Source organism: Mesorhizobium sp. (assembly GCF_004962245.1).
GTDB lineage: Bacteria > Pseudomonadota > Alphaproteobacteria > Rhizobiales > Rhizobiaceae > Mesorhizobium.
Genome location: NZ_SUHQ01000003.1, coordinates 49,108 through 75,773, shown reverse-complemented (window position 1 = coordinate 75,773; position 26,666 = coordinate 49,108). Strand labels below are relative to the sequence as shown.

Here is a 26,666-nt window from a genome sequence, read left to right as displayed (position 1 = left end):
TGCGCCTAGGCGAGCCCCCAATCGCGGTGAATACGCCCTAAAGGATTGAGGTATGGTTGACGCCATCGTGTCATTTGACGGCAATCAGCTCGAAGCCATGGAGGCGCCACGCGCGTTGCCTGCGGGTCACGCGGGCCTGTCGGTCTCGGTCGCCGACGGCGCGGCATTTGCAGCCTATGCCGAGTTCTGTCGTTCGGCGCTGTTCGCGCCCGCACAGAGCCCGGCCTGGATCCTGAACTGGGCCAGACATGCCGAAGCGGACGCCGTTTTGGCGACACTGAACGCCGAAGGCCGGCCGGTTTTTTCGCTGGTGCTGGAAGTCACCCGCAGTGGTCCGTTCCGCGTCGCCCGTTTCATGGGCGGCCGCCATGCCAACGGCAATTTCGCCGCCGCCGACCCGCTTTGGCTGACCAAGGCGGATGGTGCGGCGATCCGCTCGACCCTGGCGGTGATCGCCAAGGCGCGGCCGGACATCGACCTCGTCGCACTGGAACGGCTGCTGCCCGATCTCGACGGCATCGCCAATCCGCTTGCCTCGCTTCCGCATTTTCCGAGCCCCAATCTGTCGCTGGCCGTCGACTTGGCGGGAGGCTTCGATGCGCTGCTGTCGCGCGCGAGCGGCAAGCGCAAGCGCAAGAAGCACCGCTCGCAGACGCGCAAGTTCGAGGCCGTCGGCAGCCATCGCCGCATCGAGGCCCGGACGGCGGACGAGGTCAACCGACTGCTCGATGCGTTTTTCGAGATGAAGGAATTCCGCTTCCGCAAAATGGGCATCGCCAATGTCTTCGGCGAGCCGGAGGTTCGTGCTTTCTTCCGCGCGTTGTTCGTCGAAGCGCTTTCCGACGACAAGCCGCCCTTTTTGCTGCATGGGCTCGAGGTCGCGGGCAAGCTTCGTGCCGTTACCGGATCGAGCCGTTGCGGCAAGCGGCTGATCTGCGAGTTCGGGGCGATCGCCGAGGACGATCTCACCCATACCAGCCCCGGCGACTTCCTGTTCTTCGACAACATCCAGGAGGCGTGCGAGAGGGGGTTCGATGTCTATGATTTCTCGGTCGGCGACGAACCCTACAAACGGCTGTGGTGCGATATCGAGACCCAGCATTTCGAGCTCCTGATTCCGCTGACGATGAAGGGCCGCGCGCTGGCGCTTGTCCTGCGCCAAGGCGCGCGCCTGAAAGCCTTCATCAAGAACAGCCCGACAATCTGGAAGCTGACCAAGATGCTGCGCCGCAAGACGGCCGGACAGGCAACACCTGCCGCGGGCGAAGACGACAGCTGACGGGTTGTCGGGATTCCGGGACCTCTGAGAGAATTGTCGAGCCGTCTCAGGCGGCGGAGCGCCGCCCGGGCACCGGCGTCCCTGGCGTCTGATGGCCGATCGGCGTCACCAGTGTCAGGTCGGGATAGCCGCTCTCGATCAGCTCGATCGCGGCCTGCGCCACCTCGTCGTCCGGCTCCAGCATCGACAGGAAGACCTCGGTGCCCTCGCCCACCAGGCGGCTGATGCCTTGCGCGTCGGTGGGTCCGCATTCGACCACGACCAGATCGTAGGCGGTGGTCAACGATTGCATGATGATCGGCAGCCGGTCGGCGGCGCGCATGGCGCGGACCGGATCGGCGGTGCCGACGGGAATGACGTGGCAGTCCGAATAGAGATCGGGATGGATCACGTCGCTGAACACCGCTTCGGAGGCGAGCAGATTGGTAATGCCCGGGAAAAGCCTGCTGTCCAGCATCGGCCGCGAGGCAGCTCCGGAGGCGGTAAGATCGAGCAACAGCACACGCAGGCCGGCGTCCGAGGCCTCGCGCGCCACCAGGACCGCCGAGGCGGCAGCCTCATCGCCTTCCGGCGAGACAAATATGGCGCGTGCGGCACCACTGGCGATCAGTTTTTCAGCGGCATTCTCGATGTCGATCTCGCCCAGGGTGGCACGCGCCGGTTCTGGCTCGGCGACCTCCCGCTCTTCTGTCGGCTCTTCGGGAGTCGACTCTTGGGGGCTCGGCTCTTCGGCCGTCGCGACCGTATCAGGCGCCGCGGCACCATAGGCTCTCGCGGCGGTGTAGGGTTCCGCCTCCGGTTCAGCCTGACGCTCCCCCGTCTCCTGGAAGACGGCAGGTTCCTGGCGGACGACCGGCATCGCGACCTGTTCGATCCGCTCGAAGCGGGCGCCGGCGGCCGGCCGCATGGCGCGACCCGAAAACAGTTCTTGCAGAAGCGTCACGATCGCCATGAGCAGCAACGAGCCAACGAAGGCCGCACCGGTAATCGGCAGGATCTTCGGGAAATAGGGCTCCGACGGCGCCACCGCGCGGGAAAAGACACGAGCGTCGACCGGCAGATAGTTGCTGTCCTTGCGCGAGGACGCTTCACGGTAGCGGGTCAGGTAAGATTCGAGCAGCTGGCGCTGAGCGGTCGCCTCGCGCTGCAGCGCGTCCAGTTCGACCTGCTGGTCGCCGGCGCGCGCCGATGCGGCCTTGAGCGTGTTGACGTCGGCGACAAGCTGGTTCTCGCGGGCCTGGGCGGTCTGCGCCTGCGTCATCAGCCCCTTCATGATCTTCTCCGCCTCGTTGCGGATCTGGCGATCGAGATCGACAAGCTGCGACTTCAGCGCCCGGATGCGCGGATGGTTGTCGAGCAAGGAGGTCGAAAGATCGGCGATGTTGGTCTTGAGCTCGACCTGCCGCTCGCGCAGGCGCTGGATGAGATCGGAAGACAGCACCTCCGGCACCGCATCCAGCGAGCCGCCATTTTGCAGCGCCCTGCGCACGCTGTCGGCAGTCGCTTCCGCCGAGGCGCGATTGGCGCGCACCCGCGACAGTTCGCTCGACAGTTCGGACAGCTGTTGCGTGGCGAGCACCGAATTGTTGCCGCCCATCAGGAGATCGGACTGGGCGCGATAGCTTGCCACCTTGGCCTCGGCATCTTTTACCCGCTTCGACAGGTCGGCGATCTCAGGCGCCAGCCAGTCGGTTGCGGCGGAATTCGATTCGGTCTTGGCATTGCCCTGGACGGAGATGTAGGCGTCGGCGATGGCGTTCGGAATTTCGGCGGCGAGCCTGGGATTTTCCGAGGAGAATTCGATGACGATAACGCGAGACTTTTCAACGCGGTAGACGTTGAGCTTCTCGCGCATCGTCTTCAGCACGCGTTCTTCCGGCGGGATCTCGTTGGGGTCGCTTTTCAGGCCGGCGATGACCAGCAGACGGCTCAACATCGGCATGTCAGCCGTCTCGTCGAACTCGGGAAGCCGCGACAAATTGAGCTTCTGCGCCACCTGCTTGAGGATATCGGTCGAGGAAATGACCTCGACCTGACTGGTCACGCCTTCCTCATCCAGAATCGGCTTATCGTTGTCGTTGGTGCCGTCGGGGCGCGTGTAAACCGACTCACGCGTTTCGATCAAAAGCCGTGTTTCGGCCTTGTAATGCGGCGTGGCGAGCCAGGCGAGCGCTAACGCCAGGCCGGTTATCACCAGCGCGACGACAAGAATGCGAAGCCAGTTCCTCGCAAGGCTTGCGAAGAGTTGCCTGAGATCGACGTCGACATCTGCGGCCGCGGATTGAACGGACATGCATCCTGCTCCGGTACTTAAAGCGCGTCGCGTTTGAACAGATTCATGCGACGCGCTTTAAGTTCTTGTTTTCCTGCATGTCGTTGTCCCAAAACCGCTATGCACTTTTGGGCGGCATGCATTGGTCAGGTTGCACCGTAAACAACTATGGTAACTCAGCCGTTAATATCGCGGTAAGCATCCGTTAGGGTTTATTCGCAAGGTGGCAACAAAAGCACCAGAACCGGCCATCTTTTGTCCATTGCCGCCACTTCGGCAGCGTGCCTTTACCGGCCATTAACCCTAACGGGATGATAACGGACCTCGATCCCTCAGCGTTTGCCGCGGTGTAACGGCGGCCAGTCGAAGGTACGTGTCCGGTCATGAAAAGCACTGCTTCCCTCTTCCGCGCGCTGCTCGCCGTGTCGTTGCTTGCCGGCTGCTCCAGCTACCGGCCGGCGCCGGCAGCCTTTCATAAAACGCTCGACCAGCCCTATCGCCTCGGCGCCGGCGACCGGGTCCGCGTCACCGTGTTCGAGCAGGAAGGATTGACCAACATCTACAGCGTCGACCAATCCGGCTACCTGTCCATCCCGCTCGTCGGCGCCGTGCCGGCGCGCGGCCACACCGCCCAGCAACTCGAAGGCGAGATCGCCGACAAATTGCGCCAGGGTTACCTGCGCGACCCGGACGTTTCGGTCGAGATCGACCGGTACCGACCGATCTTCATCATGGGCGAAGTCGGTGCCGCTGGCCAATACTCCTATGTTCCCGGCCTGACCGTGCAAAAGGCGATTGCGATCGCTGGCGGGTTCAGCCCGCGCGCCAACCAGGAAAGCGTCGACATCACCCGCGACATCAACGGCAAGGTCATGACCGGTCGCGTGCCCACCTCCGACCCGCTTCTACCCGGCGACACGATCTACGTTCGCGAACGCCTGTTCTAGACCACGTGGCGGACACACTCAGGATCGTCCACTGCTTTCGCTCACCTGTCGGAGGGATTTTTCGTCACGTGCGCGACCTGACCGAGGCGCAGGTCGCCGCCGGGCATTCCGTCGGCATCGTCTGCGATTCGACGACGGGAGGCGACTTCGAGGAACACCTGTTCGAACAGATGAAAGGCAGAATGGCGCTCGGCATCCATCGCACGCCGATGCAGCGACATGTCGGGCCGGGCGACCTCGCCTCGGCCTGGCGCACCTTTGGGATCATCAAGGAATTGCGGCCGGACGTGCTCCACGGGCACGGCGCCAAGGGTGGCGCCTATGCCCGCCTGTTCGGCTCATTGTTGCGGGTATCAAGGTCTCGCGTAGCCCGCCTTTATTCGCCTCATGGCGGCTCTCTTCACTATGACGAGACGACCGCCATGGGGAAGCTGTTCTTCGCGCTCGAACGGTTCATGGCGTGTTTCACCGACTATCTTCTGTTTGTCTCCGATTATGAGAGGCAGACATATCGCAGGAAGATCGGCGAACCGCCCATCCCGAACAACCTTGTCTACAACGGCCTGCGCGCCGCCGAGTTCGAGCCGGTGCGGGTCGAGCAGAATGCGGCCGATGTCCTCTATATCGGCATGATGCGCGACCTCAAGGGACCGGACATCTTCATCGACGCGCTGGTCCTTGCCGGAACGCGGCTTGGCCGCCCGTTGAAAGCGGTGATGGTCGGAGACGGCGACGACCTGCCGCGCTACCATGCACAAGTGAAGCGGCTCGGGCTCGAAGGCCATATGCGCTTCCTGCCGCCGATGCCGGCGCGCGAAGCCTTCGCGCTGGCCGAACTGGTCGTCGTCCCCTCGCGCGCGGAAGCCATGCCCTATATCGTGCTGGAGACGCTCGCCGCCGGCAAATCGATGATCGCCACCGCGGTCGGCGGCATACCCGAAATCCTAGGCATCGGTTCTCCCGCGCTGATCCGGCCCGATCCGCGCGAACTCGGCGACAAGATGAGCGCGGCGCTGGCCGACCTCAAGGGCTACGGCAAGCTGATGCCCGATACCATCGACCTCAAGGCACGATTCGGCGCCGACGTGATGGCCGGCGCGATCGAGACGGCCTATTTCGCCGCGCTCAAGCGCTAACCCCAAAGCTTCTCCAAAGCCACCAGTTGTTTCAAGGGTTTCTTAGCTCTCTTTTGCTACTCACCTGAGGGAAGCTTTGCGGATACATCATGAACGAAATCGACCCCGCGCGCCGCTTTTCGATAGACGCGGTGCGCAAATTCGACGGTCCTGCCGAGAGCCCGACGTCCGGCGGCATGAATGACGTCGCCCGTCAGGTCGCGACGCAGTACCGGCGCGATACCATGTCGCCGATCATGGTCAGCGGCGTCTTGCGCATGGTCGAATTCGCGCTGTTGTTCCTGTCCGGTCTCAGCCTCTATTTCCATTATGTCGGCTTCTTCAACCATCTCGCCTGGCAATATCCGCTGACGATCGCCGCCGCCTCGTTCCTCGCCGTGGTGCTGTTCGACGTCACCGACTGCTACCAGATCGTTTCGCTGCTGCGGCCGATCGCCAGTTTCGGCCGTCTCTTGCTGGTCTGGGCCGGCACCTTTGCCTTGATGGCGCTCACGGCATTCATCATGAAGATGTCGGAGGATTACTCGCGCCTGCTTTTCGGCACCTGGTTCGTCGTCGGTTTCGTGCTGATCTTCGGTCTCAGGCTCATGATGTCCAAGCTGATCCAGCGCTGGGCGCGCGACGGGCGCATGGAGCGCCGCGCCGTCATCGTCGGCGGCGGCACGGCGGCGGAAGTCCTGATACGCTCCGTCGAAAAGCAGCCCTACAACGACATCCGCATCTGCGGCATCTTCGACGACCGCGGCGACAAGCGCTCGCCACCTATCGTCGCCGGCTATCCGAAGCTCGGCACCGTTTCCGAGCTCATCGAGTTCGCCCGAATCGCCCGCATCGACATGCTGATCGTGTCGCTGCCACTGACCGCCGAATCGCGCGTCCTGCAGCTTTTGAAGAAGCTGTGGGTGCTGCCGGTCGATATCCGGCTCTCGGCGCATTCGAACGCGCTGCAGTTCCGGCCGCGCTCCTATTCCTACATCGGCTCCGTGCCGATGCTCGATATCTTCGACAAACCGATCAACGACTGGGATTCGGTCGCCAAGCGCGCCTTCGACATCGTCTTCTCGATCATCGGCATCATCGTGTTCTCGCCGGTCATGCTGGTGACCGCAATCGCCATCAAGCTCGACAGCAAGGGACCGGTGCTGTTCCACCAGAAGCGGCATGGCTTCAACAACGAGATCATCGAGGTCTACAAGTTCCGTTCGATGTACACGGACAAGGCAGACCCGACGGCCAAGCAGACGGTAACCAAGAACGACCCGCGCGTCACCCGAGTCGGCCGCTTCATCCGCAAGACCTCGATCGACGAATTGCCGCAGTTCTTCAATTCGCTTTTCGGTTCGCTGTCGCTGGTCGGCCCGCGCCCGCACGCCATTGCCGCCCAGTCGCATAACCTCCTCTACAATGAGGTGGTCGACGGCTATTTCGCACGCCACAAGGTCAAGCCCGGCGTCACCGGCTGGGCGCAGATCAATGGCTGGCGCGGCGAGATGGACACCAACGAGAAGATCCGCATGCGAACGGAGTACGACCTCTACTATATCGAGAACTGGTCGCTGCTGTTCGATCTGAGGATCCTGCTCCTGACACCGATCCGGCTGCTCAACACGGAAAATGCCTATTGAGCGCCGTCACGCGTGAACTGCCGCCGGCCGCGGTCAACGCCAAGCTGATCGCGCTGATTGCGTCGGGCGCGGTTTTCCTCGGCGTCTTCCTGTCCGGTTTTGTCATCGACGAGCCGGCGCCATACGACCTCTACATGGCCGGGCTGATGGCAGTGTGGGCCTTGTTCGGCCTGCGCATATCGCGCGCGGCAGCACCGCTGCTGGTGCTGCTGGTGATCATGAACATCGGCGGCATGATCGCGATGACCCAGATGTCGGATATTGCCAGCACCCCGCTCTATCTCTCCGTGTCGCTGTTCCTTGCCTTCACCGCGGTGTTCTTCGCCTCGGTGACATCAGTCCAGCCCAATCTCTACCGGCTGATCTTCCTGGCCTATGTGATGTCGGCGGTGCTGACCTCGCTGCTCGGCATAGCAGGCTATTTCCATGCCTTCCCGGGGGCGGAGATCTTCACCAAATACGACCGCGCCGCCGGCGCCTTCCAGGATCCGAACGTGTTCGGACCGTTCCTGGTGCTGCCCGGCATCTACCTGCTCTATCTCCTGCTGACAGGCCCCGTCTCACGCATGCCGTTGCTGGCGGTGCCGCTGCTGATCATCACGGCCGGCATCTTCTTCTCGTTCTCGCGTGGCGCCTGGGGTATGTTCGGCGTTGCGGCAATCCTGCTCACCGGCTCCCTGTTCCTGCAGAGCGCCAGCGGCAAGTTCCGGCTGCGCGTCGTCGTCATGACCATCGCTGCCGTCTCGCTGCTGGTCATCGCAATGCTTGTCATCCTGCAGCTTCCGGGCGTTTCGGAGATGTTTTCCAGCCGCGCCCAGCTGGAGCAGAGCTATGACACGGCCCGCCTCGGCCGCTTCGCCCGCTATACGATCGGTTTCCAGATGGCGCTGGAGCATCCGCTCGGCATCGGTCCGCTCGTCTTCGGCACGATCTTCGGCGAGGACACGCACGACATCTGGCTGAAGATGCTGATGGACTATGGCTGGCTCGGCTTCGTGTCGTTCCTGACGCTGACCTGCTGGACGATAGCAGCTGGTTTCCGCATTCTCCTGCGCGACAGGCCGTGGCAGCCCTATCTTCTGTGCGCCTATGTCGCCTTCATCGGCAATATCGGGCTGGGCACCTTCATCGACATCGACCACTGGCGCCATGTCTATCTGCTGCTCGGACTGATCTGGGGCGCCATCGCGCTCGAATACCGCCATCAGCGGCAGTTGCGGCCGGCGGCGCAGCCCATGCCGGCGGCTGCGATTCCATCTGGAAGAAAAGCCGCCGAATTCGGTTGACCGGAACCGGGTTATCACGATACATCGCGACCGGTCCGGAGTGTAGCGCAGCCCGGTAGCGCACTTGACTGGGGGTCAAGGGGTCGTCGGTTCGAATCCGGCCACTCCGACCATTAAGTCCTTGAAGTCCAAGGCTTATTGAAATCCGGGGAACTAGGAACAACGCGAGATCGGGAAATTGGGGCCTTTCGGGGGCCTTTTCCTTTTGCGGCCACCGTGACTTTTTGGGGCCGTGCCCTCCAGCCGATCAGTTCGCGTCAAGCCCAGCACCAGCTCAGTCTTTTTGATACAACACCCGATCGATACCACACACCAAATGGGGGATGAGGTGCGGTGGCCCTTCGAAACCGGCATCGAATGTAGCCGGCAGATACTCCCATGAGCACGCATGACGCACGTCAGGACTCAGCTATCATTTTAGGCGCGGGAGTGTCTAACTTTCGCTTGACCGGCGCCGCCAGGCATCCCCTACACCTGCAGCGCCGGTCACCCGCTGTTCTCGCTTCCCATGGGCTTCCAGGGGCGTGGAGGACACGGATGCGCTGCAGTCAAGGAATCGGTGCTCGAGCCGCGCGGTTTCGAACCCCGGCGATTTGATACCGCATCGTTCTCCGCCATTTCGCTTGCTGTCGGTACCGGTTCACCTGCAGCACAATCCCATCGACATGGCGCGCAGGCCGCCTCCTTCTCGAAGGCGGCCCCCGCCGTCGGACCGGCCACAAAAAACGGCCATGAGCTTGGGTCGAGAGCGCGCCGGCTTGAATTCGGCCGCTCCGACCGTGTTGAGCAGATACTCTTGGGTGCCGCGGCTAGGAGACGGGTCGATTTTCCGCGGATTGTGCGAGCACGGCTGTATCGATCAACGCGCTTTCCGGAAGCCGAAGCGCAGAGGCTATTCGCCGAAGCTTCGACGGGTCGGCATTCTTCCCGTTTTCCCGTTTTCGATGTCCGCGATCTCATCGACCGCCAGGCCGCACGTCAAAGACAGCTCTTCCATGCTGTATCCCCTGGTTTCCCGCATGGCTCTGAGGGCGCTTTGATCAGGCGCAGCTTCGATTGCCGCCAGTTCGGAGAAGGGTTCTTTTTTTGCTAAGTGGGGCATTGGCAACTCCATGGGCTGAAAGAGTTTGATCAAATAATGATGTTGCCTGGGACGGTTGCGAGAATGCCCGGTCATTAACGATTTGCCAAGCACCAAAAAAACCGTCACGGCATCGTGATACCGACCGGCGCAGGCTTGGCATGGGCCGCGGCGACGCCGGCGCGGGATGCCATTCCGACCAGGTTCTTTCGACTGGCTGATCGTCGACCTGTTCGACGGTTCCGAGCCGCTCGCTCGTCAAGTGACTGTCACTGGCCGCCAGCCGCTTTGAGGGACCAGCGGCTGGAACTTGATGTAAGCGCAAACGTATCAGGGGGTCGCAAATTTTTTTGAACCCACGTGTGAACTTTTCCTCTGTGAGCCGCACCAAGATGGCATGGACGCCAAGAAGGCGATCCCCAACCAGAAGGACGCCAGAACGGCGATCCTCGATCCAGAGAAGGAAATGCTCACATGACCAATATCTCGAACTTCAAGCGCCTTTCGCTCGCCGCTGCCATCGTCGTCTCGGCATTCGGCTCGATTTCCGCTCCGAGCTCGGCCTTCGCCAACGGCACGCATCCCACCGGTGACGGCGGCGCGGTTTGTAAGGGCGCGGGTCACTGCCTGGTGCTGCAACTCGACTGCAAGGGCACATACACGGACGCCACCGACTCCAACGGCACCGTCTACGGCAAATGCAGCCAGACCGCGCAGGTCAGCCCGAAAAACAAGCTCAAGCTCGCGCGCTGATCAATTGTCATTGACAAGAAACGGCGGTCGTCCGCGGGACGACCGTCATTTTCTTTTGTCTCAACGTGCTGACTTCGATGTCGCTCGCGACGTTTTCTGCTGGCGGCTGAGCAACAGGCTTGCGACAAGCCCGACCACAACCAGCCCGACAGCGGCCGCTGTCGCCGGATGATCGCGCGCCGTCTTCTCGATCGCCCTGCCTTGCCTTCTGATCGCAGGCAGAGCATCACTGAAGCGCTCTGCAATATCCGAGTAATAATCCGATGCGGCGTCACGCCCATCCTCGTAGTAGGAGCCGCCCCGCCTGGACACGGCTTTCCTCAGCGCCGCCAGTTCCCTGGAAAGGGCCGCGACCTGCTTTTCAAGGTCGATGTCGGAGAGGGTCGAAAATAATGCCATGATGTACGTCCTTCCTTTGCGGAAGAACGCATGATTCCCAAAGCAGTTCCGGTTTCCGCCGGCGATCGATCGGCCCTTAAAGCGTGTCGCGTCTGAACAAATTCATGCGACCGCTTTAAGTTCTTGTTTCATGCATGTCGTTGCCCCAAAACCGCTGCGCACCCCGGTTCAAGAAAGGGCATGCTTTTGGGCGACATGCACTACAGCGCCGCGCGTGCATGATCCTTTCCGAAAATCGATTCCGATTTCGGGGTCATGCGCTAGCGCACCTGATCGAGCAGGCGCTTGCATTCCAGAAGGTCGAACAGCGCCTCCTGCAGCAAAGCGCGATTGTCGCGCGAAAGTTTCGACGTGCCCGGTTGCACCGGGCCTTCGTCGTCGGTCTTGCCGATGCCGAAAAAGCGCCGACTGGGTTTCACCTTGGGCTCGCCAACCAGCATCTCGTCATCCGCGCCGCGCGGCTGGGCAGCTGGCGTCAGCGGCACCGCATCGGCCTGCCGGCGTTGCGCGATCGCTTCGACGGCCGCCATGTCGCCATTGCCGATGGCGACCAGGAAATGGTTGCCGTTCTCGCGCAGCAGCTTCTGCACGCCCTTGATCGTATAGCCCTGGTCGTAGAGCATGTGGCGGATGCCCTTGATCAGTTCGACATCCTGCGGCCGGTAGTAGCGGCGGCCGCCGCCGCGCTTCATCGGCTTGATCTGATTGAAACGCGTTTCCCAGAAACGCAGCACGTGCTGCGGCAGGTCGAGATCTTCTGCGACCTCACTGATGGTGCGGAAAGCATCGGGGCTCTTGTCCATGGGCGAAATCCTCACGCTGGAGCATGATCCCGAAAAGTGGGAATCGGTTTTCGGACAAGATCACGCTCAACAAAGAGTCATTCCGATCCGGCCTGTCCTGCCGAATCGGGCTTTATTTCAGCGGTTTATGAAACAATATTCAAGCCCGGCGTCAAAGGGGGCGGCGGTTTTCAACCGAAGCCTTGAAGCAAGCGCTACTTACCGCCCTTGGCCTTGCTGTTCTGATGGGCGCGCAGGATGCGGTTCTTCAGCACATTCGACGACTTGAAGGTCATCACGCGGCGGGGCAGGATCGGCACTTCCTCACCGGTTTTGGGGTTGCGCCCGATGCGCTCGTTCTTGGAACGGACATGGAACGTCGCGAACGACGACAGTTTCACCGTCTCGCCGCGAACGATCGCTTCGCAAATCTCGTCCAGAACCGCTTCGACGAGTTCCGCCGATTCAGTACGCGACAGGCCAACCTTGCGGTAAACGGCTTCTGCAAGGTCGGCGCGCGTAAGTGTCTTTCCCCCCATGCGAACCGTCCCATCAGCTCAAAAACATAAATCGATACAAGCAAAGGCAGAACCTAAGTAATTGATCCGGCAAGGTCAAGGACCGAACCTGTCAGTTCGGCACTTACCAGCGAACCAAAACCGCACCCCAGGTGAAGCCCCCGCCCATCGCCTCGAGCAGCACCAAGTCACCCTTCTTGATGCGGCCATCGGCGACGGCCACCGACAGAGCCAGCGGCACGGAAGCAGCCGAGGTGTTGCCGTGCAAATCGACCGTAACCACCACTTTTTGCTCTGCTATTCCGAGCTTCTTGGCGGAAGCGTCGATAATTCGTTTGTTGGCCTGATGCGGCACGAACCAGTCGAGATCCTCAGCGGTGATGCCGGCAGCCGAGAACGTCGCCTCGATGACGTCGGTGATCATGCCGACCGCGTGCTTGAACACTTCGCGGCCTTCCATCCTGAGATAGCCCACCGTTCCGGTGGTCGATGGTCCGCCATCGACGAACAGCTTGTCCTTGTGGGTCCCGTCGGAGCGCAGGCTGGCCGCCAGCACGCCGCGGTCGGCAATGCTGCCCGTCCCCTCTCCTGCTTCCAGCACCATCGCGCCGGCGCCGTCGCCAAACAGGACGCAGGTCGAACGATCGCTCCAGTCGAGGATGCGCGAGAAGGTTTCCGAGCCGATCACCAGCACGCGTTTGGCCAGGCCGCCACGGATATAGAGGTCGGCGGTCGTCACCGCGTAGACAAAGCCCGAGCACACCGCCTGCAGGTCGAAGGCGAAGCCGTGATGCATGCCGAGCCGGTTCTGGATGTCGACGGCGGTGGCCGGAAACGTGTTGTTGGGCGTCGAGGTCGCCAGCACGATCAGATCGATGTCATCAGGCGTCAGGCCGGCATTGTCTAGGGCTGCGCGCGCCGCCGCCTCGCCGAGCGAAGCCGTCGTCTCGTCGTCGGCAGCGATATGACGCTGGCGGATTCCGGTGCGCTGGGCGATCCACTCGTCGGAGGTCTCGACCATGCCTTCGAAATCGGCATTCTTCATGATGCGGCGGGGCAGCGCGGCGCCTGTGCCGCGCACGACTGATCTGATCAAGGCTCTTTCCTATTCCTTTGCGTCGGCAACGACGTCGGATTTCCTGGATGTCTGGGCATGCGGATTGCGCGCATGGAACAGGTCGAGATCGGCTTCGATGCGATCGAGCAGATTGTTACGCACCATGTCGTAGCCAAGCTCGATCGCCGCCGCGAAGCCATCCGAATCAGCCCCGCCATGGCTTTTCACCACGATGCCGTTCAGACCCAGGAAAACACCGCCGTTGGAGCGGCCGACATCCATCTTTTCGCGCAGGCGATCGAAGGCGCCCTTGGCGAATATATAGCCGATCCTGGCCATCAGCGTCCGGTTCATCGCGGCGCGCAAGTAACTGGCGATCTGTCTTACCGTGCCTTCCGCCGTCTTCAGCGCGATATTGCCGGCAAATCCTTCGGTGACGACCACGTCGACAGCGCCCTTGCCGATATCGTCGCCCTCGACGAAACCGTGGTAGTTCATCGAGGCCATGTTGGCCTCGCGCAACATGCGGCCCGCCTCCTTGACCTCTTCCTGGCCCTTGATCTCCTCGACGCCGACATTGAGCAGGCCGACACTCGGCCGTTCGATGCCGAAAACCGAGCGCGCCATGCCGGTGCCCAGAATGGCGAAATCAATCAGCTGATGCGCATCCGCACCGATGGTGGCGCCGACGTCCAGCACCACGCTCTCGCCGCGCAATGTCGGCCAGAGTGCTGCGATCGCCGGGCGATCGATGGTCGCCATGGTGCGAAGGCAGAATTTCGACATCGCCATCAAAGCACCGGTGTTGCCGGCCGAGACGCAGGCATCGGCAGTGCCTGCCTTGACTGCCTCGACCGCTTTCCACATGGACGACTTCCAGCGGCCATGGCGCAGCGCCTGGCTCGGCTTGTCGTCCATACTGACCGCTATCTCGCAGTGGATGAACTCGCTCACTGCCGCCAGCTTGGGGAGTTTTGCGAGCTCGGGGCGCACCGCCTCCTCGCGACCATATATGACGAAGCGGATGTCGGGACGCCGGGTCGCGACCGTCATGAGCGCCGGGATGACCACGCTTGGTCCGTGATCGCCGCCCATGGCATCGATGGAAATCCTGATCACGCGGTAATCATCTCACAGTTTGCTTGAGCGAGCGCTTGGCGCTTGCGACGGTTCGGGGCTCGCGAAGGTTCGGCGAAAATAGCGGTTTTGGGCTGCCGCACAACCGGCTTTTCTCCGATTGGGTCGGGTTTCAGGATTTTCCCAGCAGGGAACGCAGCTTTTGCTGGAATTCGCTTTCCGCAGTCCCGGCATCGTCGGCAGCCTCCATCGAAACGCCTTGCTTGCGCGGATAGGGATCGATCGCCAGTCCAAAGAACTGTTCGGCGAGCGCCCCGACATCGATCGTATTGCCGGAAAATGTCTCCGGGCTGTCCGGCCCTTCGGCATCGAGCAGAATCTCGCCGCCGCCCTCGAAACCCTGCCGCCCAAGCTTGGACTGCTCCGGCAGGAACAGCCCGTCGACCGCTTCGTCGATATGTGCCTCGACCGGGTCGAGGGTGACGATGCAGGCCTGGGTGATGTCGGCTTCGACACGGCCGCTGACCTTGACGCCGTTGCGCTTCCATGGCGCCACCAGCAGTTCGGCGCGGTAGCTCTCGACCGAAAGCAACTCGTGCTCGCTTGCCAGCGCGGCACGCTGCGCGGCGTCGGCCTCGATCACCACCGGCAGCCCATTTTGCGGAAGCCGGGCGACATTGGCCGCGAAGGACACGGGGCTTTTGAGATCGGCGTGTTTCATCTTTTCCTTAAATAGTCTTGTTTTCCCTAAATAGTCTTGGCGACGGGGAATGCCACTGTGCCGGAAACAATCGATTCGGTCGGCTGTTCCGCGAGTTGCCTGGAGGCGTCGGCGACGTAGCCTGCCAGATGCTTGGCCTGCGGCCAGGCGCCGGCATCGGGCCTGACATTGCGGGCAAGAGCAGCGGCGAGTGCATCGTGGTCATGTCGTTCCAGCGCATCGTCATAGGCGGCGGTGCGGCCATAGAACATCTTCGCCAGTTTCTTCATGCGCTTCGGCACGCCGACGTCGCCGATGCCCAGTTCCCGCAGCGAATGCTCGACATCCGTGAAGAACTCGTCGATCAGCACCTGCGCGACCTCCCCGGCAACACCGCCCTCCCCACGCAGCCGGTGCTGGAACAGGAACATGTGCAGCGACAGCATCTCGAAGCGGCCAAGCGGGGTGTCCGGTACATTCCACTCGGAATAAAACAAAGTTTGCCGCGCCGCTGCCACGATTTGTGCGTAAAGCGCCTCGGTGATAGCGCGGTTGGCGTGACGTTCGCGGCCGAAAAGGCGCTGGAACATTGAGGGTGGTCTCCTGGGGACCGTTTGTTGAATTGGCCTTGTTGCATCGGCGAGCAAGCTGGTTTACCGGTTTTGCGGCCCAGCGCAAGTTGCGGCCAGCTAATGGAGTTGTAGTTGCGCGCGCTGAAATTCAAATCGACTTTTCTGCCCGGGTCCGCCGGCGTCGTCTCGCTGCTGGTGGTCGCTTCGGCGCTTTCCGCCTGCAACTCATCCAAGATGATCGGCGATCTCAATCCGAGCGAGACGCTGACGCAGGGCTATGTCATCGACCAGCAGGCGATCGACCTGGTGCCGGTCGGCTCGAGCCGCGAACAGGTGCTTCTGGCGCTCGGCACCCCGTCGACGAAGGCGACGTTCGACAATGAGGCTTTCTATTACATATCGCAGACGCGCAAGCGCTACGTCGCCTTCGACAAGCCGAGGCTGGTCGACCAGAAGGTGCTCGCCGTCTATTTCGGCGAGGATGGGCGCGTCAGCCAGATCGCCAATTACGGCTTGAAGGACGGCAAGGTGTTCGACTTCATCTCACGGACCACGCCGACCGGCGGCAAGGACCAGAACTTCCTCAGCCAGATCATCAACGGCGCCAGCAAGCTGGCCCCCGGCCTCCCCGGTGGCGGCGGCAGCACGCCCGGCGGCACCTGATCCATCCGGGCAGAATCGGCTCCTCTTCCCTTCTCCTTTCCTGCTTCGCTGGAAGCAGTGCCCATCTCAGGCGACCGAAAACCCGCAGGAGCGATCCTGCGGGTTTTTGTTTTGAGACAGCAGCAGCACCGCAGGTTTCGACCTCGCACGCTTGAATGCAGCCCGGACCCATCACAGGCATCAAAAACAAAACCCGCGGGATCTCTCCCGCGGGTTTGGTTTGTGGATTTCGGCCCCGGAAAGGCCGAGCGGCCTCAGCCGTGCGCGAGCACGGCCAGCAGCAGCAGGGCGACGATGTTGGTGATCTTGATCGCCGGGTTGACTGCTGGACCAGCGGTGTCCTTGTAGGGATCGCCGACCGTGTCACCGGTCACCGAGGCCTTGTGCGCCTCGGAGCCCTTGAGGTGCTTGACGCCGTCCTTGTCCGTGAAACCGTCCTCGAACGATTTTTTCGCGTTGTCCCAGGCGCCGCCGCCAGAGGTCATCGAGATGGCGACGAACAGGCCGTTGACGATGACGCCGAGCAGCGAGGCGCCAAGTGCTGCAAAGGCGGACGCCTTCGAGCCCGAGATCAGCAGCACGCCGAAATAGACGACCAGCGGCGCCAGCACCGGCAGCAGCGACGGAATGATCATTTCCCGGATCGCCGCCTTAGTCAGAAGGTCGACCGCACGCGCGTAGTTCGGCTTTGAGGTGCCGGCCATGATGCCCGGATCCTCGCGGAACTGCTTGCGCACCTCCTCGACGATCGCGCCCGCCGCGCGGCCGACGGCCGTCATGGCGATGCCGCCGAACAGATACGGGATCAGGCCGCCGAAGATAAGACCGGCGACGACGTAAGGGTTGGAGAGGTCGAAAGAGACTTCGCCCATACCCTGGAAGTAAGGATATTTGTCGCCATTGGCAGCAAAGAACTTCAGGTCGTTGGAGTAGGCCGCGAACAGCACCAGCGCGCCGAGACCGGCTGAACCGATGGCGTACCCCTTGGTCACCGCCTTGGTGGTATTACCGACGGCGTCGAGAGCGTCGGTGGACTGGCGCACTTCCTTGGGCAAGCCAGCCATTTCGGCAATGCCGCCGGCATTATCGGTGACAGGGCCGAAGGCGTCGAGCGCGACGATCATGCCGGCGAGGCCGAGCATCGTGGTGACTGCGATCGCCGTGCCGTAGAGGCCGGCGAGTTGGTAGGTCGATATGATACCGCCGACGATGACGATCGCCGGAAGCGCCGTCGATTCCAGCGAGACCGCAAGGCCCTGGATGACGTTGGTGCCGTGACCGGTGACCGAAGCCTGGGCGATGGAGTTCACCGGGCGCTTGTCGGTGCCGGTATAGTATTCGGTGATCACCACGATGAAGCCGGTTACCGCGAGACCGATCAGGCCGCAGATGAACAGGTTCGTGCCGTTGATGGCCATGCCGGCGACCGTGCCGATCTCGCCCCAGCCCAGCGTTAACGAGGTGGCGGCGCCGAGCCCGACGATCGACAGCAGGCCGGTGACGATCAGGCCCTTGTAGAGTGCGCCCATGATCGAGCCGTTGGAGCCGAGCTTGACGAAGAAGGTGCCGACGATGGACGTCAGGATGCAGGCGCCGCAGATGGCCAGCGGATAGAGCATCGTGGCATCGAGAACGGCGGTGCCGCCGAAGAAGATGGCAGCAAGGACCATGGTGGCGACGACGGTCACCGCATAGGTCTCGAACAGGTCGGCGGCCATGCCGGCGCAGTCGCCGACATTGTCGCCGACATTGTCGGCGATCGTGGCCGGATTGCGTGGATCGTCTTCGGGAATGCCGGCTTCGACCTTGCCGACGAGATCACCGCCGACGTCGGCGCCCTTGGTGAAGATACCGCCGCCGAGACGGGCGAAGATCGAGATCAGCGAGGCGCCGAAGCCGAGCGAAACCAGCGCGTCGATGACGACACGGTCGTTGGGCTGAAGGCCCATGAACTGGGTCAGGATCATGTAGTAGATCGAGACGCCGAGCAGGGCCAGGCCAGCGACCAGCATGCCGGTGATGGCGCCCGACTTGAAGGCGATCTCGAGGCCGGCCGCGAGGCTGTTGGAAGCCGCCTGCGCGGTGCGGACATTGGCGCGCACCGAGACGTGCATGCCGATGAAGCCGGCGGCGCCCGACAAAACGGCGCCGATCAGGAAGCCGATGGCGGCGGTGATCGAAAGCAGCCACCAGGCGAGCAGCAGCACCACGACGCCGACGATGGCGATGGTGGTGTACTGGCGCGCCAGATAGGCCTGCGCGCCTTCGCGGATGGCCGCGGAGATTTCCTGCATACGCTGATTGCCCTGATCGGCCGCAAGGACCGAACGTGTTGCCCAGATGGCGTAAAGGACTGAAAGCAGGCCGCAGGCGATGACAGCGGAAATTATGGTCATTGCCGAATTTTCCTCGCTTGATGGCCCAAAAGAACCCCTCCCTGGGCCGTTGAGACGGGAAGCGGATTCCGCCAAGCGGAATCCGCTTCCTTCGCACCGGCTTATGCGAAACAGGGTTGCGAACGTCAAGATATTGTTCGGTTTTTGCCCGGCTTTCGCCTAAAAGCTATGTGCGCCAGCGCCGCCGCCTAATTAGATCGATTGAAATCGGCTGGCGGTCGTCAGCTTTTGCGCAGGTCGCCGTCAGGCTGGACAACGAAGATCAGCACCGCCAGCATGGTCATGTAGAACATGAATGCCTTTTGCTGACCATTCCAGACGCTGGACTGCCACATAGCGAACCATTCGCCGCCCACCACCATGAAACCAAAGTACCAGATCAGGAAACCCAAGGTGGTGGCGATCACCGCGAACTTCTTGGCGTCGTTGAAAGCCTGTCCGCTGGCATTGCGCGCCTGCCACAAGGCATTGCGGAGACTGTCGAAGCCCTCGATCTCGACAGTGGTTGCGCCGTGGGTGATCTGGTTTCTTTTGTGAAAGCTGGAAGACAGTATGATTTTGCAGTGATCCGCCGCCGCTGGATCGCGGGCGAGACGGGCACCAAGCTCGAACTGACGCTCGACCACCCGGCCCGTTCGGGCGGACACTGAAAACCAGAGAACTTCGCCCGAGACGCTATCGCGTCTCCCGCCCCATGCGGCGCGCCGTGTAGCGCTCGATCGCCGACAGCCCGTCATAGATCAGCACGGCAAGGGCCGCGACGATCAGGCCGCCCTGCAGGACGAAGGCGAGGTTGTTCGACAGCAGACCGGCGATGATCACTTCGCCCAGCGTTTTGGCCGCCACGGTCGAGCCGATCGTGGCGGTGGCGAGGCCGATGACCACCGACAGCCGGATGCCGGCGAGAATGATCGGCATACTGAGCGGCAGCTCGACCTTGACCAGCCTTTGCCAGCCGGTCATGCCGGCGCCGCGCGCCGCCTCGACCACATTGACCGGCAGCGTCGTCAGGCCGGTCAGCGCGTTCTCGAAGATCGGCAGCAGGCCATAGAGAAACAGCGCGATCAGAGTCGGCTTCTCGCCGAAGCCGACGGCCGGCACGGCCACAGCCAGCACCGCCACCGGCGGAAAGGTCTGGCCGATATTGACCAGGCTGCGCGACAGCGGCAGGAATTCGACGCCGGCCGGCCTGGTGACCAGGATGGCGAGCGCCACGGCAACGATGGTGGCGGCCACGGTGGCGATCAGCACGGTCCTCAGATGCAGCAGCGTCAGCGTCAGCAGGCTGCCCTGGTTGTAGATCGCCGGCGCGTTGTTCTCGGTCAGCGGCTTTAGCAGCGGTTCGAACCAGCCGGGATTGGTCACGAAGGCAACCAGCAGCCCCACCAGAACAAGCCTGAGCAGCGACGGAAGCCAGGCTTTCATGCCGGCCTCGCCGCGCGTTTCACCAGCCCGTTCACCGTCACGCGGCCGAGCGGCTTGCCGTCGGCGCCTTTCACCGGCAGCGCCGGTCGGCCCGACCACAGCAGTTCGGCCAGCGCATCGCGCTGGCTGGCGTCGCCGGGGATCGCCTCGCCTTCGGCGGCGCCCTTCTCGACTGCGTCGCTCACCCGGCCAAGCGACAGCAGCCTGAACGGTTTTTCGCTGGCGCCGACCAAGGTCTCGACGAAGGCGCTGGCCGGCTTCGCCAGGATCTCGGCGGGCTTGGCATATTGCACCAGCTTGCCGGCATCCATCACCGCGATCTTGTCGCCCATATGCACCGCCTCCTCCATGTCATGGGTGACGAGGATGATGGTGGTGCCGAAGCGCTTCTGGATCGCCAAAAGATCCTCCTGCGCCTTGTTGCGGATGATCGGATCGAGCGCGCCGAACGGCTCGTCCATCAACAGCACGTTGGGTTCCGCGGCGAGCGCGCGGGCGACACCGACGCGCTGCTGCTGGCCGCCGGAGAGCTCGTGCGGATAGCGTGGCCCGAACGCCTCCGGATCGAGCTGGTAGAGCGTCATCAACTCGTCGACACGGCGCTTGATGCGGACCGCATCCCAGCCGAGCAGCACCGGCACGGTGGCGATGTTCTGCGCCACCGTGCGATGCGGAAACAGCCCATGGCCCTGGATGGCGTAGCCGATGCTGCGGCGCAGTTCGTAACCGGGCAGCGAGCGGTTGTCGGCGCCGTCAAGCTTGATCACGCCCGCGGTCGGCTCGACCAGCCGGTTGATCATGCGAAGCAGCGTCGTCTTGCCGGAGCCGGAGGTGCCGACGATGACGGTGATGGTGCGCGGCTCGATCACCATCGATACATCGTCAACCACCGCTGTCGCGTCGTAGCGCTTGGTAATGCCTTCGATCTCGATCATGCGGGTTGTGCCTCGCGTCTCTTGGTGGAGGTCATTTCGATGACCGCGTCGAGGATGATGGCAGCGGCAAAGGCCAGCGCCACCGTCGGCACGGCGCCGAGCAGCACCAGGTCCATCGCCGTCTGGCCGACGCCCTGGAACACGAACACGCCGAAGCCGCCGCCGCCGATCAGCGCGGCAATGGTGGCAAGGCCGATGTTCTGGACCAGCACGATACGGATACCGGTGAGGATCACCGGAAAGGCCAGTGGAAACTCGACGCCGAACAGGCGCTGGCTGTCGGTCATGCCCATGCCGCGCGCTGCGTCGTTGGCAGCGCGCGGCACGCCGGCAAGGCCGACCACGGTGTTGGCCACCACCGGCAGCAGCGAATAGAGGAACAGGGCGACGAAGGCGGGTGCGGTGCCGATGCCGCGAATGCCGAGGGAGGCTGCGCCGGGCACATGCGTTGCGACCCAGCCGAGCGGCGCGATCAACAGGCCGAACAGCGCGATCGAGGGAATGGTCTGGATGATGTTCAGGACGTTGAGCACGCCGGCCCGCAATTTTTCGACACGGTGGCAGAGGATGCCGAGCGGCAGGCCGACGACCACAGCTGCCGCCAGCGAACCCAGCGCCAGCGTCACATGCTTGGAGCCTTCCCTCCAGAAGCTGTCGGCACGGTTGGCGTATTCCTTGAGGATCGACAGATTGTCCCAGCTTCCCGAGACCAGCAGCAGGCCGACCGCCGCTGCCGCGACGACAAGCACGCCGATCCGCGCCGATGGCGACAGGTTCAGCCTTGTCAGCACATCGGCGAGCAAAAGCGTAAAGGCGAAGATGAGCAGCCAGAAACCCGAGGCCGGCGAGACGCGGGCAAAGGTATTGCCCTCAGGCGTCAGAAAGCTGCCGGCGACACCGATCAGCAGCGTCAGTGCTGCAAGCGCAACCACACTGGCGGCAAGGCGCAGGATCAGCGGCGTCTTCAACAGCGCGATGAGCGCCGCGGCGACGACGATCGCCAGCAGCAGCGGACCGATCTCTGGTGGCAACGCCTCCAGAATCGACCGCGCTTCGCCGGGCACGATGCGGTTGGCACGGAAGGTGGCGAAAGGCGCCGCGAAAGCCGCATAGGCAACGATCGCGGCGATGACCACGCCGAGCTTGTCGAAGCGGCTGGTCATCGAAGCCCCCCGAGCGGGGAGATTGGTAGCTTCGTGAAGAGCGCCCGTCCGGCGGCGTTGGAGATTGGCGAAAGCCAAAACGACATCCGATCTCCCCCCTTGCGGGGGAGATGGCCGGCAGGCCAGAGGGGGGTGGGAAGGATCGCCAACTTTCGAGCGTCAGCTCGTCCATAAAGACATCTGCCGAGGGACGTGGCTGTGACGGGCCGATAGGCCAGCGGGACAGCACCCCCCTCTGTCCTGCCGGACATCTCCCCCGCAAGGGGGGAGATCGGCAGTTGCAACGGGGCGCCTCTCACCAGCGTCATTTTCAAAGCTGGGTGACTATTTCAAGAACCCATTCTTCTTCAAAAAGTCCTCGGCGACGCCCTTGGCCGGCTCGCCGCCGACCTGCACGCGGCCGTTCAGTTCCTGCAGGGTGACGAGATCAAGCTTGGCGAAGACCGGCTTCAGCAACGTCTCGATCTCGGGATGCTCCTTCAGCACCGCCTCGCGGATGATCGGCGCCGGCTGATAGACCGGCTGCACACCCTTGTCGTCGTCGAGCACGACCAGGCCGGACGGCGCGATGCCGCCGTCGGTGCCGTAGACCATGGCGGCGTTGGCGCCATTGGTCTGGTTCGCGGCGGCGGCGATGGTCGCCGCGGTATCGCCGCCGGACAGCGTGATCAGCTGGTCCGGCTTCAGCGTGAAGCCATAGGTGGTCTGGAAGGCCGGCAAGGCAGCAGCTGAATTGACGAACTCGGCCGAGGCCGCCAGCACCACCTGGCCGCCGCCCGAGACGTATTTACCGAAGTCGGACAGCGTCGCCAGCTTGTTGGTCTCGGCGACCTCCTTGCGCAGCGCGATCGCCCAGGTGTTATTGGCTGGCGACGGCGACAGCCAGACGATCTTGTTGGCGTCATAGTCGAGCTTCTTGGCCGCCTCATAGGCCTTCGCGGCGTCCTTCCACACGGGGTCGTCGGCCTTTTCGAAGAAGAAGGCGGCATTGCCGGTGTATTCCGGATAGATGTCGATCTCGCCGGCGGTGATCGCCTTGCGCACCACCGGGGTGCCGCCGAGCTGGATGCGGTCGGTGGTCTGGATGTTGTTGGCGTTCAGCACCAGTTGGATGATGTTGCCGAGCACGCCGCCTTCGGTATCGATCTTCGACGAGACCACCACCTGGGCGCTCGCCGAGGCCGCGGTGATGCCGAGCGCCAGTGCCGCGCCGGTCAAAACCTTGACTGAAAACATTTCACAAATCCCTTGCTGAGAACCGGACTACGGCTGCCGCATATGAGCATGGCTTCAATGCCCCGTCGGGGCACACGGTTTCATAAGAAGAGGGATAGGCGCAATAATTTTGTTCGAACGCGGGTGAGGCCGCTGCCGCCTCGTCCCGACAGCGTCATGTCACTACAGCGCCGCGCGTCCGTTTGGACGCGCAAAGGACGCTGTAGCACTTTTGATTTTTGCGCATGATCCTTTCCGACCTTCGGTTCGGGGTCATGCGTTGGTCGGCCGCGCGCTCGTCATCTTCAACACTCCCAGCGCCACGAAGCACAGCACCGTCACCGGGAAGATGATCCAGTTCAGCATGTCCCAGCCCCAGGCATTGTAGACGGCACCCGACATCAAAGAGGCGAAGGCGACGGAGCCGAACAGGACGAAGTCGTGAAAACCCTGGACCTTGCCCTTCTCGGATGGCCGGTAGCTGTCGGCCACCATGGCGGTGGCGCCGATGAAGCCGAAATTCCAGCCGAGGCCGAGTAAGATCAGCGCCGTCCAGAATTGCCACAACGCCAAGCCCGAGAGCGCTATCACGGCGCAGCCGATCAGCAACACAAGTCCGGTCGCGACGATCCGTTCGGCACCGAAGCGATGGATCAGCGAACCGGTGAAAAAGCTCGGGGCGAACATCGCCATGACATGCCAGGAAATGCCGAGCGTGGCATCATCCGTCGACAGGCCACAGCCGACCATGGCCAGCGGTGCGCCGGTCATGACGAAGCTCATCAGCGCGTAGCTGCCGACGGCACAAAACAGCGCCGCAACGAAACGCGGCCTGGTCACGATCTCGGAGAGCGGCCGCGCGTCGCTATCGGCGATTTCCACTTTACCGGCTGCCTTGGCCGGGATGCGCAGGAACGACAGGATGGCGGCGCCGACCGCCGCCAAAACCAGGATGGATGCGAACGAACCGGCAAACATCACCGGTGCAAACAATTCGCGGGTGAAGATGACGATCTGCGGCCCAAGGATGGCGGTGACGATGCCGCCGGCCAGCACGAAGGAGATCGCGCGCGCCTTGAATTCAGACGGCGCGTTGTCGGCGGCGGCGAAGCGGAATTGCTGGACGAAGGCACCGCCGATGCCAATCACGGTCAGGCCGAAGGCGAACAGCCAAAAGCTGGCTTGAAACAGCGCCAGCGTGGCGACCAGACCACCGAGCGCGGTGACAATCGTGCCGGTCATGAAGCCGTCGCGCTGGCCGAGCCAGCGGATGATGGCGGCGGCCGGCAGTGCGCCGAGCGCCACGCCGACGTTGAAGCCGGTGATTGGCGCCGTCGCCAGCGACTTGTCGGAGCCGAGCAGATAGTGCCCGGCCAACCCACCCATGGAAATGGCGATGGGTGCGGCCGAACCGATGATTGCCTGCGAAGCGGCAAGGATGAGCGCCGTGCGGCGGGCTTCCCTGCCAGCCTCGATGATAACGATGGCTGTCATGAAGCGTCCTTGCCACGCCCCTCGCCGCGCACCCGGCGCGACACGCGATCGAGCACCGCATTGACCAGCTTCGGCTCGTCTTCTTCGTAAAACGCCTTGGCGATGTCGACATATTCCGAAACGATGACGGCCACCGGCACGTCCTCTCGCTTCATCAGTTCGTAGACGCCGGCGCGCAGGATGGCGCGCAGCGTCGAATCGAGCCTGGACAACGGCCAGTCCTCGGTCAGCGCCTGGCGGATGATCGGATCGATGGTCTTCTGGTTCTCGACCACGCCGGCGAGGATGGCGCGAAACCATTGCGCGTCCGCCTCACGATAAAGCGCGCCGTCGACTTCCTTGCCAAGCCTGAAGGCCTCGTACTCGGCGGTGATCTCGAAGATGCCGCTGCCGGCCACATCCATCTGGTAGAGCGCCTGCACGGCGGCCAGACGGGCAGCACCGCGCTTGTTGGCGTGGCGTACCGCGGGTTGGCCGGGTGATGCGGGTTCGCTCACGATCGCTCTCCCAGCTGTTGCTTCAGGGCTATCATAGTCAGCGCCGCACGCGCGGCAAAGCCACCCTTGTCGCCCTCCGAACGCCTGGCCCGCGTCCAGGCCTGCTCGTCATTTTCGGTGGTCAGGATGCCGTTGCCGATGCAGACCGAGTCCTGCACGGAAAGGTCCATCAGGGCACGGCTGGATTCATTGGCAACGATGTCGAAATGATAGGTGTCACCGCGCACGACGGTGCCGAGGGCGACAAAACCGTCGTAGTTCGTCCCGCCTTCGGCGGCGCCGTCGAGTGCGAAGGAAATCACCGCGGGAATTTCGAGCGAGCCCGGAACGGTGACGACATCGTATGTCGCGCCCGCTTCCTCGAGCGCGCTTGTCGCGCCTTCCAGCAGCGCGTCGGCAAGATCGTCGTGGAAGCGCGCCTCGATGACAAGAAGGTGGGCCTTCTTCTTCGGGCGGATGAACGCTTTGCCGTGTTGGGATGTGCCAGCCATTGATGTCTCCGGGAACGCCGGTGACTTAGGCCGAAGCCGGTTTGATCGCAAGCAGAAGATTGTTGGAGGCGCGGGAGGTCTGCCCAACTATCTCATTTTCCGGCGCGATGTCTGAAGCGGATCACCGGTGTCGAGGCTCAAAGCCCATGCCTGCACGACACGGTGGTCAATCACATGACCGGCATCAACATCGGCCAGAGCTTCGCGCGTCAGTTGCTCTCTGTGGAAGTCCTTCTGCTCTATCAAAGCCCCTCTTTCGCCGCCTCCGCCAAGCGCGCCGCGTAGCGGGCCATGGTGTCGATTTCCAGGTTGACGCGGTCGCCGACCTGGCGTTCGCCCCAGGTGGTCACCGTCAGCGAGTGATGGATCAGCAGCACGTCGAAGCGGGTGCCTTCGACCTTGTTGACGGTGAGCGATGTGCCGTCGAGCGCGACGGAGCCCTTGGGCGCGATGAATTTGGCCAGTTCGCGCGGCGCTTCCAGCGTGAAGCGCACGGCGTCACCCTCCTCCTTGCGCGCCACGATTTCGGCCATGCCGTCGACATGGCCTGAAACGATGTGGCCACCGAGCTCGTCGCCGATCTTCAGCGCCCGCTCCAGATTGATCCTCGTGCCGGACTTCCAGCCCATGGCTGTCGTCAGCCTGAGTGCCTCTTCCCAGGCCTCGACCTCGAACCACCTCGCATTGGCGCCGCGTTCCGGCAGCGCCGTCACCGTTAGGCAGACGCCGCCGCAGGAAATCGAGGCACCGATAGTGATCGTCTGCGGGTCATAGGCGGTGTCGATGCGCAAGCCGACGCCTTCTCTGAGCGGCTTCACGGCAGCGACGGTGCCAACATCGGTGACAATTCCGGTAAACATCAGACCCTATCTTTCAGTTTGACCATGATCCTGTCCAAAACCG

26 protein-coding genes and 1 tRNA gene are annotated in these 26,666 nt (G+C 62.8%); 8 read left to right on the top strand and 19 right to left on the bottom strand.

Translation table 11 applies throughout. The annotated features are described in order from the left end of the window. Window positions 1-52 precede the first annotated feature (52 nt). A complete protein-coding gene (locus E5X88_RS03965) occupies window positions 53-1,279 on the top strand; it encodes a GNAT family N-acetyltransferase (RefSeq protein ID WP_292158474.1) in 1,227 nt (408 codons plus the stop codon). A 46-nt stretch (window positions 1,280-1,325) separates the two neighbouring features. Here the strand turns inward: E5X88_RS03965 and E5X88_RS03960 are convergent, their stop codons facing one another. Further along, on the bottom strand, window positions 1,326-3,572 hold the full coding sequence (locus E5X88_RS03960) for an exopolysaccharide transport family protein (RefSeq protein WP_292158472.1): 2,247 nt from the start codon (window positions 3,570-3,572) through the stop codon (window positions 1,326-1,328). 362 nt (window positions 3,573-3,934) lie between these two features. Here E5X88_RS03960 and E5X88_RS03955 point away from each other — a divergent pair, with 362 nt between their 5' ends. From E5X88_RS03955 to E5X88_RS03935, 5 genes are all read left to right on the top strand, one after another. Further along, complete coding sequence (locus E5X88_RS03955) at window positions 3,935-4,498, top strand: polysaccharide biosynthesis/export family protein (RefSeq protein ID WP_292158470.1); 564 nt, start codon at window positions 3,935-3,937, stop codon at window positions 4,496-4,498. 5 nt (window positions 4,499-4,503) lie between these two features. Further along, a complete protein-coding gene (locus E5X88_RS03950) occupies window positions 4,504-5,634 on the top strand; it encodes a glycosyltransferase family 4 protein (RefSeq protein WP_292158468.1) in 1,131 nt (376 codons plus the stop codon). 89 nt (window positions 5,635-5,723) lie between these two features. Beyond that, window positions 5,724-7,259 (top strand): undecaprenyl-phosphate glucose phosphotransferase, encoded by a 1,536-nt coding sequence (locus tag E5X88_RS03945; RefSeq protein ID WP_292158465.1) that lies wholly within the window; start codon window positions 5,724-5,726, stop codon window positions 7,257-7,259. Next, a complete protein-coding gene (locus E5X88_RS03940) occupies window positions 7,256-8,545 on the top strand; it encodes an O-antigen ligase family protein (RefSeq protein WP_292158463.1) in 1,290 nt (429 codons plus the stop codon). The genes E5X88_RS03945 and E5X88_RS03940 overlap by 4 nt, the downstream gene beginning before the upstream one ends. A 36-nt stretch (window positions 8,546-8,581) precedes the next feature. Then, window positions 8,582-8,658 (top strand) — tRNA-Pro (locus E5X88_RS03935). A gap of 779 nt (window positions 8,659-9,437) precedes the next feature. Here the strand turns inward: E5X88_RS03935 and E5X88_RS03930 are convergent. Beyond that, window positions 9,438-9,755, bottom strand: coding sequence for a helix-turn-helix transcriptional regulator (locus tag E5X88_RS03930; protein ID WP_292158461.1), 318 nt, complete (start codon window positions 9,753-9,755; stop codon window positions 9,438-9,440). A gap of 345 nt (window positions 9,756-10,100) precedes the next feature. On the opposite strand from E5X88_RS03930, the gene E5X88_RS03925 reads away from it, so the two are divergent. Next, window positions 10,101-10,379 carry a hypothetical protein gene (locus tag E5X88_RS03925; protein WP_292158459.1) on the top strand — a complete coding sequence of 93 codons (279 nt, stop codon included), beginning with the start codon at window positions 10,101-10,103 and terminating at the stop codon, window positions 10,377-10,379. A 60-nt stretch (window positions 10,380-10,439) separates the two neighbouring features. Here E5X88_RS03925 and E5X88_RS03920 read toward each other — a convergent pair whose 3' ends face one another. From E5X88_RS03920 to E5X88_RS03890, 7 genes are all read right to left on the bottom strand, one after another. Beyond that, window positions 10,440-10,778, bottom strand: coding sequence for a hypothetical protein (locus E5X88_RS03920; protein ID WP_292158458.1), 339 nt, complete (start codon window positions 10,776-10,778; stop codon window positions 10,440-10,442). A 260-nt stretch (window positions 10,779-11,038) separates the two neighbouring features. Beyond that, the gene (locus E5X88_RS03915; RefSeq protein WP_126041190.1) at window positions 11,039-11,581 is read right to left on the bottom strand and encodes a MerR family transcriptional regulator; all 543 of its coding nucleotides are present in this window, start codon (window positions 11,579-11,581) and stop codon (window positions 11,039-11,041) included. 194 nt (window positions 11,582-11,775) lie between these two features. After that, the gene (locus E5X88_RS03910; protein ID WP_126041188.1) at window positions 11,776-12,099 is read right to left on the bottom strand and encodes an integration host factor subunit alpha; all 324 of its coding nucleotides are present in this window, start codon (window positions 12,097-12,099) and stop codon (window positions 11,776-11,778) included. 103 nt (window positions 12,100-12,202) lie between these two features. Next, window positions 12,203-13,174 (bottom strand): beta-ketoacyl-ACP synthase III, encoded by a 972-nt coding sequence (locus E5X88_RS03905; protein ID WP_292158456.1) that lies wholly within the window; start codon window positions 13,172-13,174, stop codon window positions 12,203-12,205. A gap of 9 nt (window positions 13,175-13,183) precedes the next feature. Beyond that, a complete protein-coding gene (gene plsX, locus E5X88_RS03900) occupies window positions 13,184-14,254 on the bottom strand; it encodes a phosphate acyltransferase PlsX (RefSeq protein WP_292158454.1) in 1,071 nt (356 codons plus the stop codon). Between the two features lie 130 nt (window positions 14,255-14,384). Then, a complete protein-coding gene (locus E5X88_RS03895; protein ID WP_292158452.1) occupies window positions 14,385-14,933 on the bottom strand; it encodes a DUF177 domain-containing protein in 549 nt (182 codons plus the stop codon). A 26-nt stretch (window positions 14,934-14,959) separates the two neighbouring features. Continuing rightward, window positions 14,960-15,502, bottom strand: coding sequence for a ubiquinol-cytochrome C chaperone family protein (locus tag E5X88_RS03890; RefSeq protein ID WP_292158451.1), 543 nt, complete (start codon window positions 15,500-15,502; stop codon window positions 14,960-14,962). Window positions 15,503-15,616: 114 nt separating this feature from the next. Here E5X88_RS03890 and E5X88_RS03885 point away from each other — a divergent pair, with 114 nt between their 5' ends. Beyond that, window positions 15,617-16,147: an outer membrane protein assembly factor BamE gene (locus E5X88_RS03885; RefSeq protein ID WP_292158449.1), complete on the top strand. Its 531-nt coding sequence runs from the start codon at window positions 15,617-15,619 to the stop codon at window positions 16,145-16,147. A 254-nt stretch (window positions 16,148-16,401) separates the two neighbouring features. Here the strand turns inward: E5X88_RS03885 and E5X88_RS03880 are convergent, their stop codons facing one another. The 10 genes from E5X88_RS03880 to E5X88_RS03835 form a co-directional block, all read right to left on the bottom strand. Then, window positions 16,402-18,543, bottom strand: coding sequence for a sodium-translocating pyrophosphatase (locus E5X88_RS03880; protein ID WP_292158447.1), 2,142 nt, complete (start codon window positions 18,541-18,543; stop codon window positions 16,402-16,404). 221 nt (window positions 18,544-18,764) lie between these two features. Continuing rightward, window positions 18,765-19,169, bottom strand: coding sequence for a DUF2165 domain-containing protein (locus E5X88_RS03875; protein WP_292158445.1), 405 nt, complete (start codon window positions 19,167-19,169; stop codon window positions 18,765-18,767). Window positions 19,170-19,218: 49 nt separating this feature from the next. Next, on the bottom strand, window positions 19,219-19,968 hold the full coding sequence (locus E5X88_RS03870) for an ABC transporter permease (RefSeq protein WP_292158443.1): 750 nt from the start codon (window positions 19,966-19,968) through the stop codon (window positions 19,219-19,221). Continuing rightward, a complete protein-coding gene (locus E5X88_RS03865) occupies window positions 19,965-20,903 on the bottom strand; it encodes an ABC transporter ATP-binding protein (RefSeq protein ID WP_292158441.1) in 939 nt (312 codons plus the stop codon). The genes E5X88_RS03870 and E5X88_RS03865 overlap by 4 nt, the downstream gene beginning before the upstream one ends. Next, window positions 20,900-22,066, bottom strand: a complete 1,167-nt coding sequence (locus E5X88_RS03860; RefSeq protein ID WP_292158439.1) for an ABC transporter permease — start codon at window positions 22,064-22,066, stop codon at window positions 20,900-20,902. Before E5X88_RS03860 ends, E5X88_RS03865 begins: the two co-directional genes overlap by 4 nt. A gap of 324 nt (window positions 22,067-22,390) precedes the next feature. Then, complete coding sequence (locus E5X88_RS03855; RefSeq protein ID WP_292158437.1) at window positions 22,391-23,302, bottom strand: ABC transporter substrate-binding protein; 912 nt, start codon at window positions 23,300-23,302, stop codon at window positions 22,391-22,393. 252 nt (window positions 23,303-23,554) lie between these two features. Then, the gene (locus tag E5X88_RS03850) at window positions 23,555-24,775 is read right to left on the bottom strand and encodes an MFS transporter (RefSeq protein ID WP_292158435.1); all 1,221 of its coding nucleotides are present in this window, start codon (window positions 24,773-24,775) and stop codon (window positions 23,555-23,557) included. Then, entirely contained in the window at window positions 24,772-25,272 is a 501-nt protein-coding gene (nusB, locus tag E5X88_RS03845) for a transcription antitermination factor NusB (protein WP_292158434.1), read from the bottom strand. The genes E5X88_RS03850 and nusB overlap by 4 nt, the downstream gene beginning before the upstream one ends. Beyond that, entirely contained in the window at window positions 25,269-25,763 is a 495-nt protein-coding gene (gene ribH / locus E5X88_RS03840) for a 6,7-dimethyl-8-ribityllumazine synthase (protein WP_292158432.1), read from the bottom strand. Before ribH ends, nusB begins: the two co-directional genes overlap by 4 nt. 242 nt (window positions 25,764-26,005) lie before the next feature. Continuing rightward, the gene (locus tag E5X88_RS03835) at window positions 26,006-26,623 is read right to left on the bottom strand and encodes a riboflavin synthase (protein WP_292158431.1); all 618 of its coding nucleotides are present in this window, start codon (window positions 26,621-26,623) and stop codon (window positions 26,006-26,008) included. Window positions 26,624-26,666: the final 43 nt, after the last annotated feature.

Coding starts and splice junctions, on each gene's coding strand:
- E5X88_RS03965 (WP_292158474.1), top strand. CDS start 53: ATGGTTGACGCCATCGTGTCATTTGACGGCAATCAGCTCGAAGCCATG.
- E5X88_RS03960 (WP_292158472.1), bottom strand. CDS start 3,572: ATGTCCGTTCAATCCGCGGCCGCAGATGTCGACGTCGATCTCAGGCAA.
- E5X88_RS03955 (WP_292158470.1), top strand. CDS start 3,935: ATGAAAAGCACTGCTTCCCTCTTCCGCGCGCTGCTCGCCGTGTCGTTG.
- E5X88_RS03945 (WP_292158465.1), top strand. CDS start 5,724: ATGAACGAAATCGACCCCGCGCGCCGCTTTTCGATAGACGCGGTGCGC.
- E5X88_RS03925 (WP_292158459.1), top strand. CDS start 10,101: ATGACCAATATCTCGAACTTCAAGCGCCTTTCGCTCGCCGCTGCCATC.
- E5X88_RS03920 (WP_292158458.1), bottom strand. CDS start 10,778: ATGGCATTATTTTCGACCCTCTCCGACATCGACCTTGAAAAGCAGGTC.
- E5X88_RS03915 (WP_126041190.1), bottom strand. CDS start 11,581: ATGGACAAGAGCCCCGATGCTTTCCGCACCATCAGTGAGGTCGCAGAA.
- E5X88_RS03910 (WP_126041188.1), bottom strand. CDS start 12,099: ATGGGGGGAAAGACACTTACGCGCGCCGACCTTGCAGAAGCCGTTTAC.
- E5X88_RS03895 (WP_292158452.1), bottom strand. CDS start 14,933: ATGAAACACGCCGATCTCAAAAGCCCCGTGTCCTTCGCGGCCAATGTC.
- E5X88_RS03890 (WP_292158451.1), bottom strand. CDS start 15,502: ATGTTCCAGCGCCTTTTCGGCCGCGAACGTCACGCCAACCGCGCTATC.
- E5X88_RS03880 (WP_292158447.1), bottom strand. CDS start 18,543: ATGACCATAATTTCCGCTGTCATCGCCTGCGGCCTGCTTTCAGTCCTT.
- E5X88_RS03870 (WP_292158443.1), bottom strand. CDS start 19,968: ATGAAAGCCTGGCTTCCGTCGCTGCTCAGGCTTGTTCTGGTGGGGCTG.
- E5X88_RS03865 (WP_292158441.1), bottom strand. CDS start 20,903: ATGATCGAGATCGAAGGCATTACCAAGCGCTACGACGCGACAGCGGTG.
- E5X88_RS03860 (WP_292158439.1), bottom strand. CDS start 22,066: ATGACCAGCCGCTTCGACAAGCTCGGCGTGGTCATCGCCGCGATCGTT.
- E5X88_RS03855 (WP_292158437.1), bottom strand. CDS start 23,302: ATGTTTTCAGTCAAGGTTTTGACCGGCGCGGCACTGGCGCTCGGCATC.
- E5X88_RS03850 (WP_292158435.1), bottom strand. CDS start 24,775: ATGACAGCCATCGTTATCATCGAGGCTGGCAGGGAAGCCCGCCGCACG.
- ribH (WP_292158432.1), bottom strand. CDS start 25,763: ATGGCTGGCACATCCCAACACGGCAAAGCGTTCATCCGCCCGAAGAAG.
- E5X88_RS03835 (WP_292158431.1), bottom strand. CDS start 26,623: ATGTTTACCGGAATTGTCACCGATGTTGGCACCGTCGCTGCCGTGAAG.